The following is a 14,121-nucleotide window of genomic DNA, read 5'->3' as shown; positions in this document are numbered from 1 at the left end:
CCGCACGGGCCGCGCCATGAAAAAACCGGCCTGGGGCCGGTTTTTTTCTACCCCGGGCACACGACTCAGCGTTGCGCCACGGCCGCCCCGTCCTGGGCTACCCAGTCCACCAAGGCATCCAGCACCGGTCGGGCGGCCCCGGCATTCGGGTGGTTGACCATGGCCACCAGCACATAGCGCTGGCCGCTGTAGCCATGCACATAGCCCGCCAGGCTGTTCACATCGCGCAGCGAGCCGGTCTTCAGGTGGGCGTTGGCGCTGGCCTTGCTGCGGCGCAAGGTGCCGTCCGTGCCGGAAATCGGCAGCGAGGCCACGAACTCCGGCATCACCGCCGAATGCCAGGCCGCCTGCAGCATGCGCCCCAAGGCCTGGGCGCTGATGCGGGCGTTGCGGCTGAGGCCCGCGCCGTTGTCCACCACCGGCATCTCGGCCGCCGCCCAGCGCAGCTGCCACCACTGGGACAGGGCCGTGCGCCCGGCATCAAAGCTGCCCACGCCCATGCGTTCCTTGCCCAGGGTCAGCAGCAGCTGCTGCGTCATCACGTTGTTGCTGAACTTGTTGATGTCGCGCACCACCTCGCCCAGGGCGGGCGAAACGCTGTCCCAGGCGGGTTTCAGGCCCGGCGGCACCTGGCCATCGCGCACGCGGCCGGTGATCTGCCCGCCCATGCTGCGCCACATGCCCTCCACGGCCCGCGCGGCAAAGCGCTCGGGGCCGGCCAGGGCCACGGGCCAGTTCTTGTCGCCACAGCTGGCCGGGTAGCGGCCCAGCAGCTGGATGCGCTGCGGGTCGCTCCAGTCGGCCTGCAACTGGGTGCGCCAGTCGCCGCAGGCCGTGCCGGTCGGGGCCAGGGGCACGCTGGCCGGCGCCTGCACGCCCGCCATCGGCAGCTCGTAATGGATGCGCGCCACGCCCGCGGCCGGGTCCGGGATGAAGCCCAGCACCTGGGTCTTGTAGTTGATCAGCAGGGCGTCGGGGCCCGCGTTGTAGGGCCGGAAGGGTTCGTTGTCGAAGGCCGCCGCATCGTGGCCGGAGACCTGGAACGCGCTGTGGTCCAGCACCACATCGCCGACGATGACCTTGACCCCCATGCCCTGCAGGCGCCCCAGCAGCAGCCACAGCCGCTCGGACACCAGCTTGGGATCGCCCGCGCCCTGGATGTAGACCGTGCCCCGGAATGCGCCCTGGTCCACCACGCCATCCAGATAGACCGGCGTGCGCCAGACGTAGGCCGGGCCCAATTGCTCCAGGGCGGCATAGGTGGTCACCAGCTTCATGACCGAGGCCGGGTTCATCGCCGTGCGGGTCTGCCACGCCAGGCGCACCGGTTGCTGCACCTCGACCGGCGCGGCATAGATGGACACGGCCTCGCGTGGAATCTGCGCCCGCGCCAGCGCGGCCTCCACCGGCGCCGGCAAGGACTGGGCCAGCGCCCCACCACCGGCGGCGAGCACCCCGCCCGCCACCCCCAGGCGCATGCTGCGCCACCACATACGTTCAGACATAGCCGCAAAGTGTAGGGGCTGCACCGGCCAGCGTGCGCCACGCGGGTTTGCGCCAGGGCCCGCACACGCGCGCCGCCACCGGCCGATAATTCGCAGCTTTGGCGCCACCGCGTGCGCCCTCTGCCCTGGCCGCCCACCCCATGAATCTGCTTGCCTTCGACACCAGCACCGACACCTTGTTCATCGCCCTGCAGCGCGGGACAGCGCTGTGGCAGCACCAGGCGGCCGGCGGCGCCAACTCCTCGGCCACCTTGCTGCCCAGCATCCAGCAAGGCCTGCAGGCGCTGGGCCTGCAGTTCGCGGATTTGGATGCCATCGCCTTCGGCCGTGGGCCGGGGTCCTTCACCGGCCTGCGCACCGCCTGCGCGATTGCCCAGGGGCTGGCACTGGGGGCCGGCAAGCCGCTGCTGCCCGTCGACACCCTGCTGGCTGTGGCCGAAGAGGCCCGCGAGCAGCATGGCCTGACCGACGTCATGGCGGTGCTGGACGCGCGCATGTCCGAGGTCTACCACGCCGGCTACCGCTGGGCCAATGGCCTCTGGCACGCCACGCACGCCCTGGGTCTGTGCGCCCCCGAGGCCCTGCAGGTGCCTGAAGGGCTGAGCGTGGTGGGCAACGCCCAGGCCGCCTATGCCGAGCGCCTGGCGCCCCAGGCGACACACCGTGTGGCCCTGCCCACGGCCACCGCCCTGCTGCGCCTGGCACCGCGGCTGATGGCCGACGGTCACTTGGTGGACGCTTCCTACGCCCTACCGCTGTACATCCGCGATAAGGTGGCCCTGACCACGGCCGAGCGTGAAGCCGCACGGGCCGCCAGCCAACCCGCCCCGCACGCATGATGCACCGCCAGCCCTCGCCGCTCCCCGCGCCTGCGGTGCCGCCGCTGGCCCCGCCCTGCGCGCTGCAGCCCATGACCGAGGAGCTGCTGGACAGCATCCTGACCATTGAGAACGTGGCCTTCACCCACCCGTGGTCCCGCGGCAACTTTGCCGATGCGCTGCGCAGCGGCTACCACGCGCAGGTGCTGCTGGACGGGGACACCGTGCTGGGCTACTTTGTCGCCATGCAGATCCTGGACGAGGTGCACCTGCTGAACCTCACGGTCTCGCCGCTGCACCAGGGCCAGGGCCTGGCCCGCACGCTGCTGGGGGCCCTGTGCGACTGGAGCCGCCACACCGCCCACGCCCAGTGGCTGTGGCTGGAGGTGCGCGAAAGCAACCAGCGCGCACGCCGTTTGTACGAACACTATGGATTTGCCCAGGTGGGGGCGCGCAAGAAGTACTATCCGGTGCACCATGGCGAACGTGAAACCGCCATCTTGATGAGCATGTCCCTATGGCCCTGAACCTCGACACCCGCCAACGCGCCATGCTGCAGGACATGGGCATCACCATCTGGTGGCCCAAGCCCGCAGCGGGGGCTCCCGTGCCCGCGGCGGCCCCGGCCGTCGCGGTGGTGGCCGTGGCGGACCCGGTGGCGGCACCCGCGGTCGCCGCACACCCTGCCACGCCCCCAGCGCCCACTGCAGCCCCCACGCCCGTCGCCCCCGCGGTGGCGGCGGCAGCGCCTGCGCCGCAGCCCCGTGCCCAGGCGGTACCCGCCTCGGAGGCCGAGGCCGCACCAGCCACGGCCTGGCGCATGGCCCCTGCCGTGCAGGCCTATCCCCAGGCCGGTGGCGGCAGCGCCGACGATGGCTGGCTGGTGATCTGGGAAGGCCCGCACCCCGGCGCCCCGCTGACCGGGGACAGCGGCAAGCTGCTGGACAACATGCTGCGCGCCCTGCGCCTGCACCACAGCGCCCATGTCTGGATCGCCGGGGTGCAGCGCCCCGGCAGCGAAGCCTTGTCGGCCGCCGGCCTGGCCGCCGAGGCGGTGGAATGGCAGCCGCTGGACCAGTCCCTGCCGCACTGCCTGCAGCACACCCGCCCGGCCCGCGTGCTGGTGCTGGGCCTGCATGCGGCCCGCGCCGTGCTGGGCAGCGAGGAAGCCCTGGGCCGCCTGCGCGCCCAGGTGCACCAGCTGCACGGCACGCCCACCGTGGTCAGCTACGACCCGGCCTACCTGTTGCGTTCACCGCACGCCAAGCCGGCCGCCTGGGCCGATCTGTGCCGCGCCCACGCGCTGCGCCCCCCCCCGGCGCCCTGAGCCTGCGCCCGAAAGGCCCCGGCCCCCTGTCCACCAGGATGCCCGGCATAATCGAGGGCTTGTCATATTTTGGAGATAACTCCGTGGAAACCTACCCTAGTTGGTAGCTTCCATCCTCTCCCAGTGCCCGATGGCCGACGCGGAAGGATTGGAAGCGCACCCTGCATCCCCGCCAAAGCCACAACAACATTTGGGAGAGCTGCATGCTCAATATCTTTTCGCTGTCCAATGGCCGTCTGGTCCAGGAAGAGATCGAATCGCTGGAAGAACTCAAGCAGTTCCAGCCCATCTGGGTTGACCTGGAGTCGCCCACCCTCGAGGAAAAGCGCTGGATCAAGCAGCACTACGGTCTGTCGATTCCCGAAGACGCGACCGACGAGGACATCGAGGAGTCCGCCCGCTTCTATGAGGAAGACAACGGCGAGCTGCACATCCGCAGCGACTTCTTGGTGGACGACGAGGATGACCCACGCAGCGTGCGCGTGGCCTTCATCCTGAACCAGCACAACACCGAGCTGAAAAGCTGCGGCGTGCTGTTTTCCATCCACGAGGAAGACATCCCGGTCTTCCGCCTGCTGCGCCTGCGTGCACGCCGCGCGCCCGGACTGATCGAAGAGGCCAAGGAAGTGCTGCTCAAGCTCTTCGACGCCGACGCCGAATACTCCGCCGACACGCTGGAAGGCATCTACGACGACCTGAAAAAGGTCAGCGCCCAGGTGCTGGACGGCAACGTCACCGACAGCGACGCCCAGACCGTGCTGGCCGACATCGCGCGCCAGGAGGACCTGAACGGCCGCATCCGCCGCAACATGCTGGACACGCGCCGCGCCGTCAGCTTCATGATGCGCAGCAAGATGCTGAATGCCGAGCAGTTCGAGGACGCACGCCAGATCCTGCGCGACATCGAGTCGCTGGACAGCCACACGGCCTTCCTGTTCGACAAGATCAACTTCCTGATGGACGCCACCGTCGGTTTCCTGAACATCAACCAGAACAAGATCATCAAGATCTTCTCGGTGGCCAGCGTGGCCCTGCTGCCCCCCACGCTGATCGCCAGCGTCTACGGCATGAACTTCCGCGTCATGCCCGAGCTGGAATGGGAATACGGCTACGTCTACGTGCTGCTGCTGATGGTGCTCAGCGCCGTGGGGCCCATGCTGTACTTCCGCAAGCGCGGCTGGCTCAAGTAAGGCCGCAGGCACTCAAAAAAGGAGCAGCTGGCGCGCATTCCAAGCCAATTTCAGATGGTTTATCGCCTGAAATCAAGGCAAAACGCGCGCCACACGCTCACTTTTTCACGGATCTTTGGCCACCACGATGGTCACACCGCGTGGCCTCCGCGCCCTCAGCCCATGCGGCAGGCGGGGTGCGCCATCCAGACCAGCCCCTGGCTGGTACCGTGGCGCGGGCGGTATGCACAGCCCACCCAGCCGCTGTAGCCCAGGGCATCAATGAGGTCGAACAGATAGGGATAGTGCAGCTCGCCCCCATCCGGCTCGTGCCCCTCCGGCACGCCCGCCACCTGGATGTGCCCGACGCGCCCCGTGGGCAGGTAGGTGCGCAGCTTGGTGGCCACATCGCCCTCCATGACCTGGCAGTGGTACAGATTCATCTGCACCTTCAGGTTGGGCGCCGCCACGGTCTGCACCAGGCTGTGGGCTTGGTCCTGTGTCTGCAGAAAATAGCCCGGCATGTCGCGCCCATTGATCGGCGCAACCAGCACCTCCACGTCGGCGGCGGCCTGCGCCGCCCAGCGCAGGTTTTCGTGGGCCGTGCTGACCAGGACTTCGCGCGCCAGCGTGTGCGGCACCAGGCCGGCCATGACGTGGATGCGCGGGCAGCCCAGCACCTGGGCGTAGTGCAGGGCATGCCAGACACCTTCGCGAAAGTGGACCTCTTCCCCGGGAATGCACAGGCTGCCGCGCCGCCCGGCCTCCCAGGCCTGGGCCATCTCCGCCAGATTCCCGCCCCCGGCCGGGGCGTTGAACAGCACCTGCTGCAGGCCATGCTGCGCCAGCTGCTGCGCCAGCTCCTCGGCCGCGTAGGCATAGGGAAACAGGTATTCCACCGCCCGGAAGCCGTCCCGGGCGGCCGCACCGAAGCGGGCCAGGAAAGGCAGCTCGGTGTACATCAGCGAGAGGTTGGCGGCACAGCGGGGCATGGTTGCATTATGGGAAATTGCACCGCCGCCGCTTTGACGCTGGTCGGTTGGTGGCCCCCCGCGTCGCCGCGGCCCTCCCGCTCACCCCGAGGGCACCGGGGTCATGCCGGCGCGCAGCCGGCCCGCCCACGGTCGCGCCTAGCCCCGCTCCAGGCAGAACACGGCCGTGCTGGCGCGCAGATTGGGCCAGCTGCGGATGACCTGGCCTTCGCGCAGACCAAAGGCATCGACCACGTGCAGCCGGTTCTTGTGCGCCAGCACCTCGAAGTCCTTGAACGTGCCCACGCGGATGTTGGGTGTGTCGTACCACTGGTAGGGCAGGTGGCGCGTCACCGGCATGCGCCCGCGCAGCACCGAGAAGCGGTTGGGCCAGTGCGCAAAGTTGGGAAAGCTGACCACGCTCATGCGGCCCACGCGCGCGGTCTCGCGCAGCATGGTTTCGGTGTTGCGCAGATGCTGCAGCGTGTTGATCTGCAGCACCATGTCGAAGCTGTTGTCCTCGAAGATGGCCAGGCCGTCGTCCAGGTTCAGCTGCAGCACGTTGATGCCGCGCTGCACACAGGCCAGCACGTTGGCGTCATCGATCTCCACGCCATAGCCGGTGCAGCCCCGCTCGCGCTGCAGGTACTGCAGGAAGCTGCCATCGCCGCAGCCCAGATCCAGCACGCGGGCGCCCTGGGGCACCAGCTGTGCCAATGCTTGCATGGTGGGGGTCGCGCTCATGCGGAGAACTCCTTGGCAATGCCGTCAAAGTAGGCGCGCATCGCGGCCAGATAGCGGGGGTCGTCGAGCAGGAAGGCGTCGTGCCCATGGGGCGCGTCGATCTCGGCATAGCTGACGTCGCGCCCGTTCTGCAGCAGGGCCTGCACGATCTCGCGGCTGCGCCCCGGCGCAAAGCGCCAGTCGGTGGTGAAGCTGACCAGGAAGAACTTGGCCAGACTGCGGGTCAGCGCCGCCTTCAGGCTGCCGCCGTACTTCTTGGCAGGGTCAAAGTAGTCCAGCGCACGTGTGATCAGCAGGTAGGTGTTGGCGTCGAAGTAGCCGCTGAACTTGTCGCCCTGGTAGCGCAGGTAGCTCTCGATCTCGAACTCGATGTCCTGGGTGGTGAACTGGATGTCGGGGCCGTTGCGCAGGGCGCGGCCGAACTTCTGGTTCATCACATCGTCGCTCAGGTAGGTGATGTGGCCGATCATGCGGGCGATGCGCAGCCCGCGCTGCGGCACCACGCCGTGGGCGTAGAAATCACCGCCGTGGAAGTCCGGGTCGGTGACGATGGCGCGGCGCGCCACCTCGTTGAAGGCGATGTTCTCGGCGTTCAGATTGGGCGCACTGGCCACCACCACGGCGTGGCGCATGCGCTCGGGATACTGCAGGGTCCAGCTCAGGGCCTGCATGCCCCCCAGGCTGCCGCCCAGCACGGCGGCCAGTTGTGCGACGCCCAAGCGATCGAGCAGCAGCGCCTGGGCATTGACCCAGTCCTCCACCGTCAGCACGGGAAAGCTGGAGCCGTAGACCGCGCCGGTCTCCGGGTTCGTGTGCATGGGGCCAGTCGAACCAAAGCAGGAGCCCAGGTTGTTGACGCCGATGACGAAGAACTTGTTGGTGTCCACGGACTTTCCGGGGCCGATCATGTTGTCCCACCAGCCCTCGCTCTTGGGCTGGCCGGCGTACACGCCCGCCACGTGGTGCGAGGCATTCAGCGCATGGCAGACCAGGATGGCGTTGGAGCGGTCGGCATTCAGCGTGCCATAGGTCTCGTACGCAAGGGTGTAGTCACGAATGTGCTTGCCGCTTTGCAGCGGCAGCGCATCCGGAAAGTGCATGGTTTGTGGTGTGACGATGAAGGACATGAAAAAACCCGGCATCGCTAAAAACGAGGCCGGGTTCTGTGCAAGCGGTTTCGTCTTTAGCAGGATTTATAAAGCGCCCGCAAGCAGAAGCAAATCGGCGCATGCAAGGCATTATGCCAAACCCGGCCCCCCTGTGGCGAACAAGGCCACCACGCCCAGCACCAGGAAGATCAGCGCAGAAATCACATGCACCAGGCGGATCGGCACCTTCTTGACCAGCTTGTCGCCCAACCACACCACGGGGGCATTTGCCAGCATCATGCCCAGCGTCGTGCCCAGCACCACCCACAGGTAGGCGTTGTACTGCGCGGCCAGCATCACCGTGGCGATCTGCGTCTTGTCGCCCATCTCGGCCAGGAAGAACGCCACCACCGTGGTGCCGAACACCCCCCAGCGCGAATGCCCGGCCACTTCGTCATCTTCGAACTTGTCCGGGATCAGCATCCAGACGGCCATGGCGATGAAGGACAGGCCCAGGATCCAGCGCATGGCGTCGGGCCCGATCATGGCGTTCACCCACGAGCCGACGGCACCGGCCAGGCCATGGTTGACCACGGTGGCAACAAAAATGCCCAGAACAATCGGCCAGGGTTTGCGAAAACGTGCGGCAAGAACCAGGGAGAGCAACTGCGTTTTGTCGCCCATTTCAGCCAGGGCAACAATACCGGTCGATACGAGAAAAGCTTCCATAGTGGGGTTTTTTAGACGGCTGGACGAACAAACACGCATTGGCTGCCGCCGCGTCCAGCCTGGATACGGTTGCAGCCAATGGTCTTGCCCAGCTTCTGAAGCCGCATGCACCATAGCGCACTCGCGCCAAGTCTGTTGATACATGCTTTTGACGCATTGCACGCCAAACGGACTACTCCCCAAAGACGGAGGCTATTGTAGCGATTTGCAATATTTATTGCCCTCCACCCAAGCACACCACTGTTATCAAGATGGAATTGCGGGTTAATACGAGTGCTTTGTTGTATAGGAGCACAAATTTGACAAAACCCCAGTGACCTCTAGATAGCTTGCGACATAATGGGTTCGCTCCCGGGTACTCGGGTACAGGAGCAAGTGCGTTTGCGTCTCTAAGGTAGGTCAAGCCTCAGGTTGGCTTTCGGTTAGGGCTCCATCGCGTTTCAAGTCTTTTTCTAGGAGTCCTCCATGGGCAACAAACTTTACGTGGGCAACCTGCCTTACGCTTTCCGCGACAACGACCTTGAGCAGGCGTTCTCCGAATTCGGCGCTGTCCAAAGCGCCAAGGTCATGATGGAGCGTGACACCGGCCGTTCCAAGGGCTTCGGCTTTGTGGAAATGGGCAGCGATGCTGAAGCCCAAGCTGCCATCCAAGGCATGCACGGTCAAAACTTCGGCGGCCGCGATCTGGTCGTGAACGAAGCACGCCCCATGGAACCCCGCCCTCCCCGTAGCGGCGGCTTCGGCGGTGGCCGTGGCAACGGCGGCGGCTTCGGCGGCGGCGGTTTCGGTGGTGGCCGTAACAGCTACTAATCCCGAACGCGCGTCTTGACGCGACGCTCCATAAAAAAAGGAACCGCAAGGTTCCTTTTTTTTTATGGCCGTTTTATTTTCCTAAACCGCTTGTATTTCCATAAAAACTCTGCGGATAATGTTTCCGCGGAATTTCCGCTTTCTGTTTACCAATACCAACAAATGGGTGCTTTCAAGACATCGGCACCCCATTGGTTTCGGCTGAGGAGCGAGTGATGGGCAGTAAGTTGTATGTAGGCAATTTGCCATATGGCGTTCGCGATCACGATTTGGAACAGGCTTTCGTGCCATTTGGCACAGTGGCCAGTGCCAAAGTCATGATGGAGCGCGATACCGGGCGTTCCAAAGGCTTTGGCTTTGTGGAAATGGGCAGTGACGCCGAGGCCAGTGCAGCCATTCAAGGCATGAATGGCCAACCCCTGGGCGGCCGCAGCCTGGTGGTCAATGAAGCGCGTCCCATGGAGCCACGCCCGCCCCGTTCCGGGGGCTACGGCAGCTATAGCGGCAACCCGAATGCAGGCAACAACGGGTTTGCCGGTCGCGGGGAAGGCAGCTTTCGCAGTCCCTATGGCACCGGTCCGCGTGGGCGGGGCAATCCAGGTTATGGACAGAGTACCGAAGGGGGTAACCGATTCAAGAACGACCATTAACTTCTTGCAAAATGAAAAAAGGCCCTGAGGGCCTTTTTTTATTTTGCAAGAATAATCCTACATTTATATTTCTTATATTCTTACGCAGCCGTATTCATCACTTGCGTGATTCGATCACACCCCGCACCCGCCCCTTGAGTTCAATTACTTGGGACAGGTTGTCGTAATTCATGCTGTCTCCGACAAAACGGCTTCCACCACGTGTCAGCACGACGGGCAAATGGGAGCGAACGCGCTCTTCCTTCGTCCAGGCGTGCAGAAACTCACCCTCCACCTGCAGAGCCGCCTGGGGCTGACCGGGCACCACGCGCCGCACCTTGGCATCCCCCCACAGCTGCACCTCGGAGGCGTCCGAATTGCTGATACCGCGTTGGGCGGCAGAGGTCGTGACCGTGCCATCCGGCGCAATGCTGCGCGTGCGCACCGCATCCACTTCCAAGGTGTCGGACAAAGGCAAATGGCGCGCCATATCCCCCTGGATCACACTTTGCAGACGCCCGCTGGCGTCGAACTGGTGCACCGAAAAATCGCGCATCGTGTAATCCGGATCGGCCGAAGCCACCTGGTCCGCCGGACCTGCCAACGGCTTGGGAGCATTGCGCACCAGCCACCAAGTGCCCAAGGCCAGTACTGCCATCAGCATGATGGGCAGGTAAATGGACAGTTGCTCCCAGACACGTTGCAAGGTTTTTTTCATCGCAGATAGGTCTCCAGCAAGCGGTGGTAGTGCCCACCGGCCTGCAGCAGCAGATCACACAACTGGCGCACCGCCCCCTGGCCGCCAGGCAGGTCGCTCACCCAATCGGCGCGTGCCAGGTTTTCCGCGTGGGCGTTGCGCGGTGCGCACGCCAAGGCGCAGCGTTGCATCACGGGCAGATCCGGCCAGTCATCACCCATGGCGGCGGCCTGGGCCCAATCCAGCCCCAGGCTGTCCAGAATGGACTGCGCAGCCGGCACCTTGTCTTCGGTGCCGTAGACCGCATGCTGCACCCCCAACTGCTTGAGGCGCAAGCGCAGCGGCGCGGAATCCCGCCCCGTGACCACCGCAGGCACGATTCCCGCCTTCTGCAGCAGCTTGATGCCGTGACCGTCCAGGGTGTTGAAGCGCTTGAGGGTCTCGCCGTGCTCGCTGAACATCAGGCCCCCGTCGGTCAGCACGCCATCCACATCCAGGAACACCACCCGCACCTGCTGGGCCTTGGCAAGCACCGAGGCCTCACAACGCACCGACATATCCATTTGCATTGCTTCCATCAGATCACCTTGGCCACCATCAGGTCCCGGATATGGACCATGCCCACCAAAATCCCTGCTGCATCCGTGACCAGCACCGACGTGATGCCGTGGCGCTCCATCAACTGGGCCGCATCGGCCGCGAGGGCATCGGGACCGATCGTGCGGGGTTGGGGGTGCATCAGGTCTGCGGCCTTGGCCGCACGCAGATCTGTGCCGTCTTCGATGCGGCGGCGCAGGTCACCATCCGTGAAGATGCCCAGCACCCGCCCTGCGGCATCCACCACCGCACTGGCCCCCATGTTCTTGGCGCTGATCTCGCGCATCAGGCGGTCAAACCCGTCCTGCGCCAGCACCTGCGGCACGTCGTCGCCACTGCGCATGACGTCGCGCACATGGGTCAGCAGCTTGCGGCCCAAGGAACCGCCGGGGTGGGACAGCGCAAAGTCTTCGGCCTTGAAGCCGCGTGCCTCCAGCAGGGCCGCAGCCAGGGCATCGCCCAGGGCCAGCTGCACCGTGGTGCTGGCGGTGGGCGCCAGATTCAAAGGGCAGGCTTCCCGCTCCACGCTGGTGTCCAGCACCCAGTCCGCATGTTTGGCCAGGCTGGAGGTCAGGCCCCCGGTCATGCCGGCAATCCGCACGCCCTGGCGCTTGAGGGCCGGCAGCAGCGATGTTAGTTCGTGGCTCTCGCCACTGTTGGAGATCGCCAGCACCATGTCCTTGTCGGTCACCATGCCCAGGTCGCCATGGCTGGCCTCGGCCGGGTGCACAAAGAAGGCCGGGGTGCCGGTCGACGCCAGGGTGGCGGCGATCTTGCGCCCGATGTGACCACTTTTGCCCATGCCCATGACCACCACGCGCCCGGGCGTCGCCAGCATGGCCTGTGCCACCTGCACGAAGCGATCATCCAGCCGCTGGGCCAGCGCCTGCAGCGATTGGATTTCAATGGTCAAAGTCTCACGCGCCGTGGCCAGGGCCTGCGACGCGCCCAGTACGGGCGAGGTCGGCATGGGGATGTTCATGGCCCGATTTTATCGGTGCGGCCGAGACCCCGCCGCCCCATCGGGCCAGTGCCTAGCGCAAGCAGGGCCAGCGCAGCGGCCCGCTGCAGAAACCACCCACGGGCGCCGACCTGATCGTGCGCCCCACGGCGCCAGACGCCGACACTGATTACACTTTTTGCCATTCCCCGCCTTGCGATCGGCAAGGCCCTTCGTTTCCGGCGGGAGCGTGCCGATGCAGCCCCTGCCCCAGCAGCCCTTTGCGGCTTTGAAAACTGCGCCCCATGTACACCACCAGCGTCAACGACTACCTTCGCCAGCACATCCGCACCGTGTCCGACTGGCCTGCGCCCGGCGTGCAGTTTCGTGACATCACCCCGTTGCTGCAGGACCCCAAGGTATTCCGCGTATTGATCGATGCCTTCGTGCACCGTTACATGGATGCCGACAAGCGCCCCGACATGGTGGCCGGCCTGGATGCCCGGGGCTTCATCCTGGGCGCCGTCATTGCCTATGAGCTGAACGTGGGCTTCGTGCCGATCCGCAAGAAAGGCAAGCTGCCCTTCACCACCGTCGAGGAAACCTACGAGCTGGAATACGGCAGCGCCACCGTGGAGCTGCACACCGATGCGGTCAAGCCTGGGGACAAGGTCCTGCTGATTGACGACCTGATTGCCACCGGCGGCACCATGATGGCCGGCAAGAAACTGATCGAAAAACTGGGTGCCACCGTCATGGAGGGGGCCGCGATTGTCGACCTGCCCGAGCTGGGGGGCTCCGAGCTGCTGCGCACCACCGGCAAGCTGCCGCTGTTCACCCTGGTGGATTTCGCCGGCCATTGAGGCCTGCGTCCTCCCTGTGGTGCACACCCCGCCGGCCCTGCCGGCTTTTTTGTGTCTGTGACCCTGGCCCTACAGATACATACCGTGACAGCGTTCACCTATGTGTCACGGCAAACTTGGTTTGTTTACATTTTTACCTTGCCCCCATGCCCTACCCCGCCAGCCACCGTTTCATGCCTGTCACCCCGCGCTGGCGGCGTGGGCTGGGGGTGCTGACCTGGCTGCTGGTGTGCCTGGGGGCCATGCTGTGCGGCGCCTGGGGCAGCACCGCGCTGTACCTGGAAGGCCCGCAGACCCACAACATCGCGACAGCCCTGGCCCTGGTCTGGGGCTTCGCCTGGCTGGTGCTGCTGGGCTACGGCGCGCTGCAACGGCGCACCCTGCCGGTCATGGCCGGCGGGCTCGTGCTGATGCTGGCCCTGCTGGCCTGGTGGAGCACCATCGCACCGCGCAGCGACCGGCGCTGGGCCGATGACGTCGCGCACCTGGTCGAGGCCGCGCCCGAATACAACGCGCCCCAGCACATCCAGCTGCGCCATGTGCGCAACTTCATCTGGCGCAGCGAGACCGACTACACCCCGCGCTGGGAAACCCGGAACTACGATCTGAACCGGCTGCGCAGTGTGGACGTGGCACTGTCGTATTGGATGGGACCAGCCATCGCCCACACCCTGGTGTCGTTCGGGTTCGACAACGGCGAGCATGTCGTGTTCTCCGTGGAAATCCGCAAAGAGCAGGGTGAGCACTTCGACGCCCTGGCTGGCTTCTTCAAGCAGTACGAAATGGCACTGGTGGCCGCCGACGAGCGCGACATCCTGGCCGTGCGCACCAACGCCCGGGGCGAAGAGGTGCACCTGTACCGCGTGAAGCTGTCGCTCGCCGCCATGCAGGAGTTGTTCCTGGCCTATGCCCAGCAGGCCTCGCAACTGGCGCAAGCGCCGCGCTTCTACCACACGCTCACGGCCAACTGCACCACCATCGTCTGGCAGCTGGCACGGCGCATCGGACAGGAACTGCCCCTGGACTGGCGCCTGCTGGCCTCGGGCTACCTGCCGGAATACCTGCGCGACGCCGGCGGCCTGGAATCCATGCAACCGCTGCCGCTGCAGCGCAGCAACGGCCACATCAACGCCCGCGCGCAGAGCTGGCAACCCGCCCCCGGCCTGGACGACACCCAGGCCAGCATCGACTTTTCGCGCCACATCCGCGCCGGCATGCGCTAGCCGGCCCCACC

Annotated in this window: 16 protein-coding genes and 1 riboswitch; of the genes, 8 read left to right on the top strand and 8 right to left on the bottom strand. The window is 65.6% G+C overall.

The annotated features are described in order from the left end of the window. Positions 1–65: 65 nt before the first annotated feature. Positions 66–1,478: a D-alanyl-D-alanine carboxypeptidase/D-alanyl-D-alanine endopeptidase gene (dacB, locus tag CA2_RS10220; protein ID WP_245620935.1), complete on the bottom strand. Its 1,413-nt coding sequence runs from the start codon at positions 1,476–1,478 to the stop codon at positions 66–68. A gap of 167 nt (positions 1,479–1,645) precedes the next feature. On the opposite strand from dacB, the gene tsaB reads away from it, so the two are divergent. The 4 genes from tsaB (at position 1,646) to corA (ending at position 4,840) form a co-directional block, all read left to right on the top strand. Then, positions 1,646–2,344, top strand: a complete 699-nt coding sequence (tsaB, locus tag CA2_RS10215; protein WP_042416284.1) for a tRNA (adenosine(37)-N6)-threonylcarbamoyltransferase complex dimerization subunit type 1 TsaB — start codon at positions 1,646–1,648, stop codon at positions 2,342–2,344. Beyond that, complete coding sequence (gene rimI, locus CA2_RS10210; protein WP_052369912.1) at positions 2,344–2,850, top strand: ribosomal protein S18-alanine N-acetyltransferase; 507 nt, start codon at positions 2,344–2,346, stop codon at positions 2,848–2,850. The genes tsaB and rimI overlap by 1 nt, the downstream gene beginning before the upstream one ends. Continuing rightward, complete coding sequence (locus CA2_RS10205; RefSeq protein WP_042416280.1) at positions 2,841–3,650, top strand: uracil-DNA glycosylase family protein; 810 nt, start codon at positions 2,841–2,843, stop codon at positions 3,648–3,650. Before rimI ends, CA2_RS10205 begins: the two co-directional genes overlap by 10 nt. Before the next feature lie 203 nt (positions 3,651–3,853). Then, positions 3,854–4,840, top strand: a complete 987-nt coding sequence (gene corA / locus CA2_RS10200) for a magnesium/cobalt transporter CorA (protein ID WP_042416278.1) — start codon at positions 3,854–3,856, stop codon at positions 4,838–4,840. Between the two features lie 155 nt (positions 4,841–4,995). On the opposite strand, the gene otnI is transcribed toward corA, so the two are convergent. The 4 genes from otnI to CA2_RS10180 form a co-directional block, all read right to left on the bottom strand. Then, positions 4,996–5,811, bottom strand: coding sequence for a 2-oxo-tetronate isomerase (otnI, locus tag CA2_RS10195; RefSeq protein WP_042416276.1), 816 nt, complete (start codon positions 5,809–5,811; stop codon positions 4,996–4,998). Between the two features lie 138 nt (positions 5,812–5,949). After that, a complete protein-coding gene (gene metW / locus CA2_RS10190) occupies positions 5,950–6,534 on the bottom strand; it encodes a methionine biosynthesis protein MetW (protein WP_042416273.1) in 585 nt (194 codons plus the stop codon). Further along, positions 6,531–7,661 carry a homoserine O-succinyltransferase MetX gene (metX, locus tag CA2_RS10185; RefSeq protein WP_042416389.1) on the bottom strand — a complete coding sequence of 377 codons (1,131 nt, stop codon included), beginning with the start codon at positions 7,659–7,661 and terminating at the stop codon, positions 6,531–6,533. Before metX ends, metW begins: the two co-directional genes overlap by 4 nt. 111 nt (positions 7,662–7,772) lie before the next feature. After that, a complete protein-coding gene (locus CA2_RS10180) occupies positions 7,773–8,351 on the bottom strand; it encodes a TMEM165/GDT1 family protein (RefSeq protein ID WP_042416270.1) in 579 nt (192 codons plus the stop codon). Between the two features lie 90 nt (positions 8,352–8,441). Further along, positions 8,442–8,544: riboswitch (yybP-ykoY riboswitch) on the bottom strand. Between the two features lie 272 nt (positions 8,545–8,816). On the opposite strand from CA2_RS10180, the gene rbp (CA2_RS10175) reads away from it, so the two are divergent. Together rbp (CA2_RS10175) and rbp (CA2_RS10170) are read left to right on the top strand one after the other, a co-directional pair. Next, a complete protein-coding gene (gene rbp, locus CA2_RS10175; protein ID WP_042416267.1) occupies positions 8,817–9,161 on the top strand; it encodes an RNA-binding regulator in 345 nt (114 codons plus the stop codon). Positions 9,162–9,376: 215 nt separating this feature from the next. Beyond that, positions 9,377–9,811 (top strand): RNA-binding regulator, encoded by a 435-nt coding sequence (gene rbp, locus CA2_RS10170; RefSeq protein WP_042416265.1) that lies wholly within the window; start codon positions 9,377–9,379, stop codon positions 9,809–9,811. Positions 9,812–9,908: 97 nt separating this feature from the next. Here rbp (CA2_RS10170) and lptC read toward each other — a convergent pair whose 3' ends face one another. From lptC to CA2_RS10155, 3 genes are read right to left on the bottom strand one after another with little or no spacing between them, the layout of a single operon-like run. Continuing rightward, positions 9,909–10,508 carry an LPS export ABC transporter periplasmic protein LptC gene (gene lptC / locus CA2_RS10165; RefSeq protein ID WP_042416263.1) on the bottom strand — a complete coding sequence of 200 codons (600 nt, stop codon included), beginning with the start codon at positions 10,506–10,508 and terminating at the stop codon, positions 9,909–9,911. After that, a complete protein-coding gene (locus tag CA2_RS10160) occupies positions 10,505–11,065 on the bottom strand; it encodes a KdsC family phosphatase (protein WP_042416260.1) in 561 nt (186 codons plus the stop codon). The genes lptC and CA2_RS10160 overlap by 4 nt, the downstream gene beginning before the upstream one ends. Then, the gene (locus CA2_RS10155) at positions 11,065–12,066 is read right to left on the bottom strand and encodes a KpsF/GutQ family sugar-phosphate isomerase (RefSeq protein ID WP_245620931.1); all 1,002 of its coding nucleotides are present in this window, start codon (positions 12,064–12,066) and stop codon (positions 11,065–11,067) included. Before CA2_RS10155 ends, CA2_RS10160 begins: the two co-directional genes overlap by 1 nt. Before the next feature lie 263 nt (positions 12,067–12,329). Between CA2_RS10155 and CA2_RS10150 the strand changes: the two genes are divergently transcribed. Together CA2_RS10150 and CA2_RS10145 are read left to right on the top strand one after the other, a co-directional pair. Next, positions 12,330–12,887, top strand: a complete 558-nt coding sequence (locus CA2_RS10150) for an adenine phosphoribosyltransferase (protein ID WP_042416258.1) — start codon at positions 12,330–12,332, stop codon at positions 12,885–12,887. A 146-nt stretch (positions 12,888–13,033) separates the two neighbouring features. After that, positions 13,034–14,110: an Lnb N-terminal periplasmic domain-containing protein gene (locus CA2_RS10145; protein WP_245620930.1), complete on the top strand. Its 1,077-nt coding sequence runs from the start codon at positions 13,034–13,036 to the stop codon at positions 14,108–14,110. Positions 14,111–14,121 lie beyond the last annotated feature (11 nt).

It is taken from the genome of Comamonas aquatica NBRC 14918 (assembly GCF_000739875.1).
In the GTDB taxonomy this organism is placed as follows: domain Bacteria; phylum Pseudomonadota; class Gammaproteobacteria; order Burkholderiales; family Burkholderiaceae_C; genus Comamonas; species Comamonas aquatica.
This window is presented reverse-complemented; position numbering and strand designations above follow the sequence as displayed.

What these genes read in the sequence shown, in the direction of transcription:
- lptC (WP_042416263.1), bottom strand. Translation starts at nt 10,508, where the DNA reads ATGAAAAAAACCTTGCAACGTGTCTGGGAGCAACTGTCCATTTACCTG.
- CA2_RS10155 (WP_245620931.1), bottom strand. Translation starts at nt 12,066, where the DNA reads ATGAACATCCCCATGCCGACCTCGCCCGTACTGGGCGCGTCGCAGGCC.
- CA2_RS10160 (WP_042416260.1), bottom strand. Translation starts at nt 11,065, where the DNA reads ATGGAAGCAATGCAAATGGATATGTCGGTGCGTTGTGAGGCCTCGGTG.
- CA2_RS10150 (WP_042416258.1), top strand. Translation starts at nt 12,330, where the DNA reads ATGTACACCACCAGCGTCAACGACTACCTTCGCCAGCACATCCGCACC.
- dacB (WP_245620935.1), bottom strand. Translation starts at nt 1,478, where the DNA reads ATGCGCCTGGGGGTGGCGGGCGGGGTGCTCGCCGCCGGTGGTGGGGCG.
- CA2_RS10205 (WP_042416280.1), top strand. Translation starts at nt 2,841, where the DNA reads ATGGCCCTGAACCTCGACACCCGCCAACGCGCCATGCTGCAGGACATG.
- metX (WP_042416389.1), bottom strand. Translation starts at nt 7,661, where the DNA reads ATGTCCTTCATCGTCACACCACAAACCATGCACTTTCCGGATGCGCTG.
- rbp (WP_042416267.1), top strand. Translation starts at nt 8,817, where the DNA reads ATGGGCAACAAACTTTACGTGGGCAACCTGCCTTACGCTTTCCGCGAC.
- CA2_RS10145 (WP_245620930.1), top strand. Translation starts at nt 13,034, where the DNA reads ATGCCCTACCCCGCCAGCCACCGTTTCATGCCTGTCACCCCGCGCTGG.
- CA2_RS10180 (WP_042416270.1), bottom strand. Translation starts at nt 8,351, where the DNA reads ATGGAAGCTTTTCTCGTATCGACCGGTATTGTTGCCCTGGCTGAAATG.
- tsaB (WP_042416284.1), top strand. Translation starts at nt 1,646, where the DNA reads ATGAATCTGCTTGCCTTCGACACCAGCACCGACACCTTGTTCATCGCC.
- corA (WP_042416278.1), top strand. Translation starts at nt 3,854, where the DNA reads ATGCTCAATATCTTTTCGCTGTCCAATGGCCGTCTGGTCCAGGAAGAG.
- otnI (WP_042416276.1), bottom strand. Translation starts at nt 5,811, where the DNA reads ATGCCCCGCTGTGCCGCCAACCTCTCGCTGATGTACACCGAGCTGCCT.
- metW (WP_042416273.1), bottom strand. Translation starts at nt 6,534, where the DNA reads ATGAGCGCGACCCCCACCATGCAAGCATTGGCACAGCTGGTGCCCCAG.
- rbp (WP_042416265.1), top strand. Translation starts at nt 9,377, where the DNA reads ATGGGCAGTAAGTTGTATGTAGGCAATTTGCCATATGGCGTTCGCGAT.
- rimI (WP_052369912.1), top strand. Translation starts at nt 2,344, where the DNA reads ATGCACCGCCAGCCCTCGCCGCTCCCCGCGCCTGCGGTGCCGCCGCTG.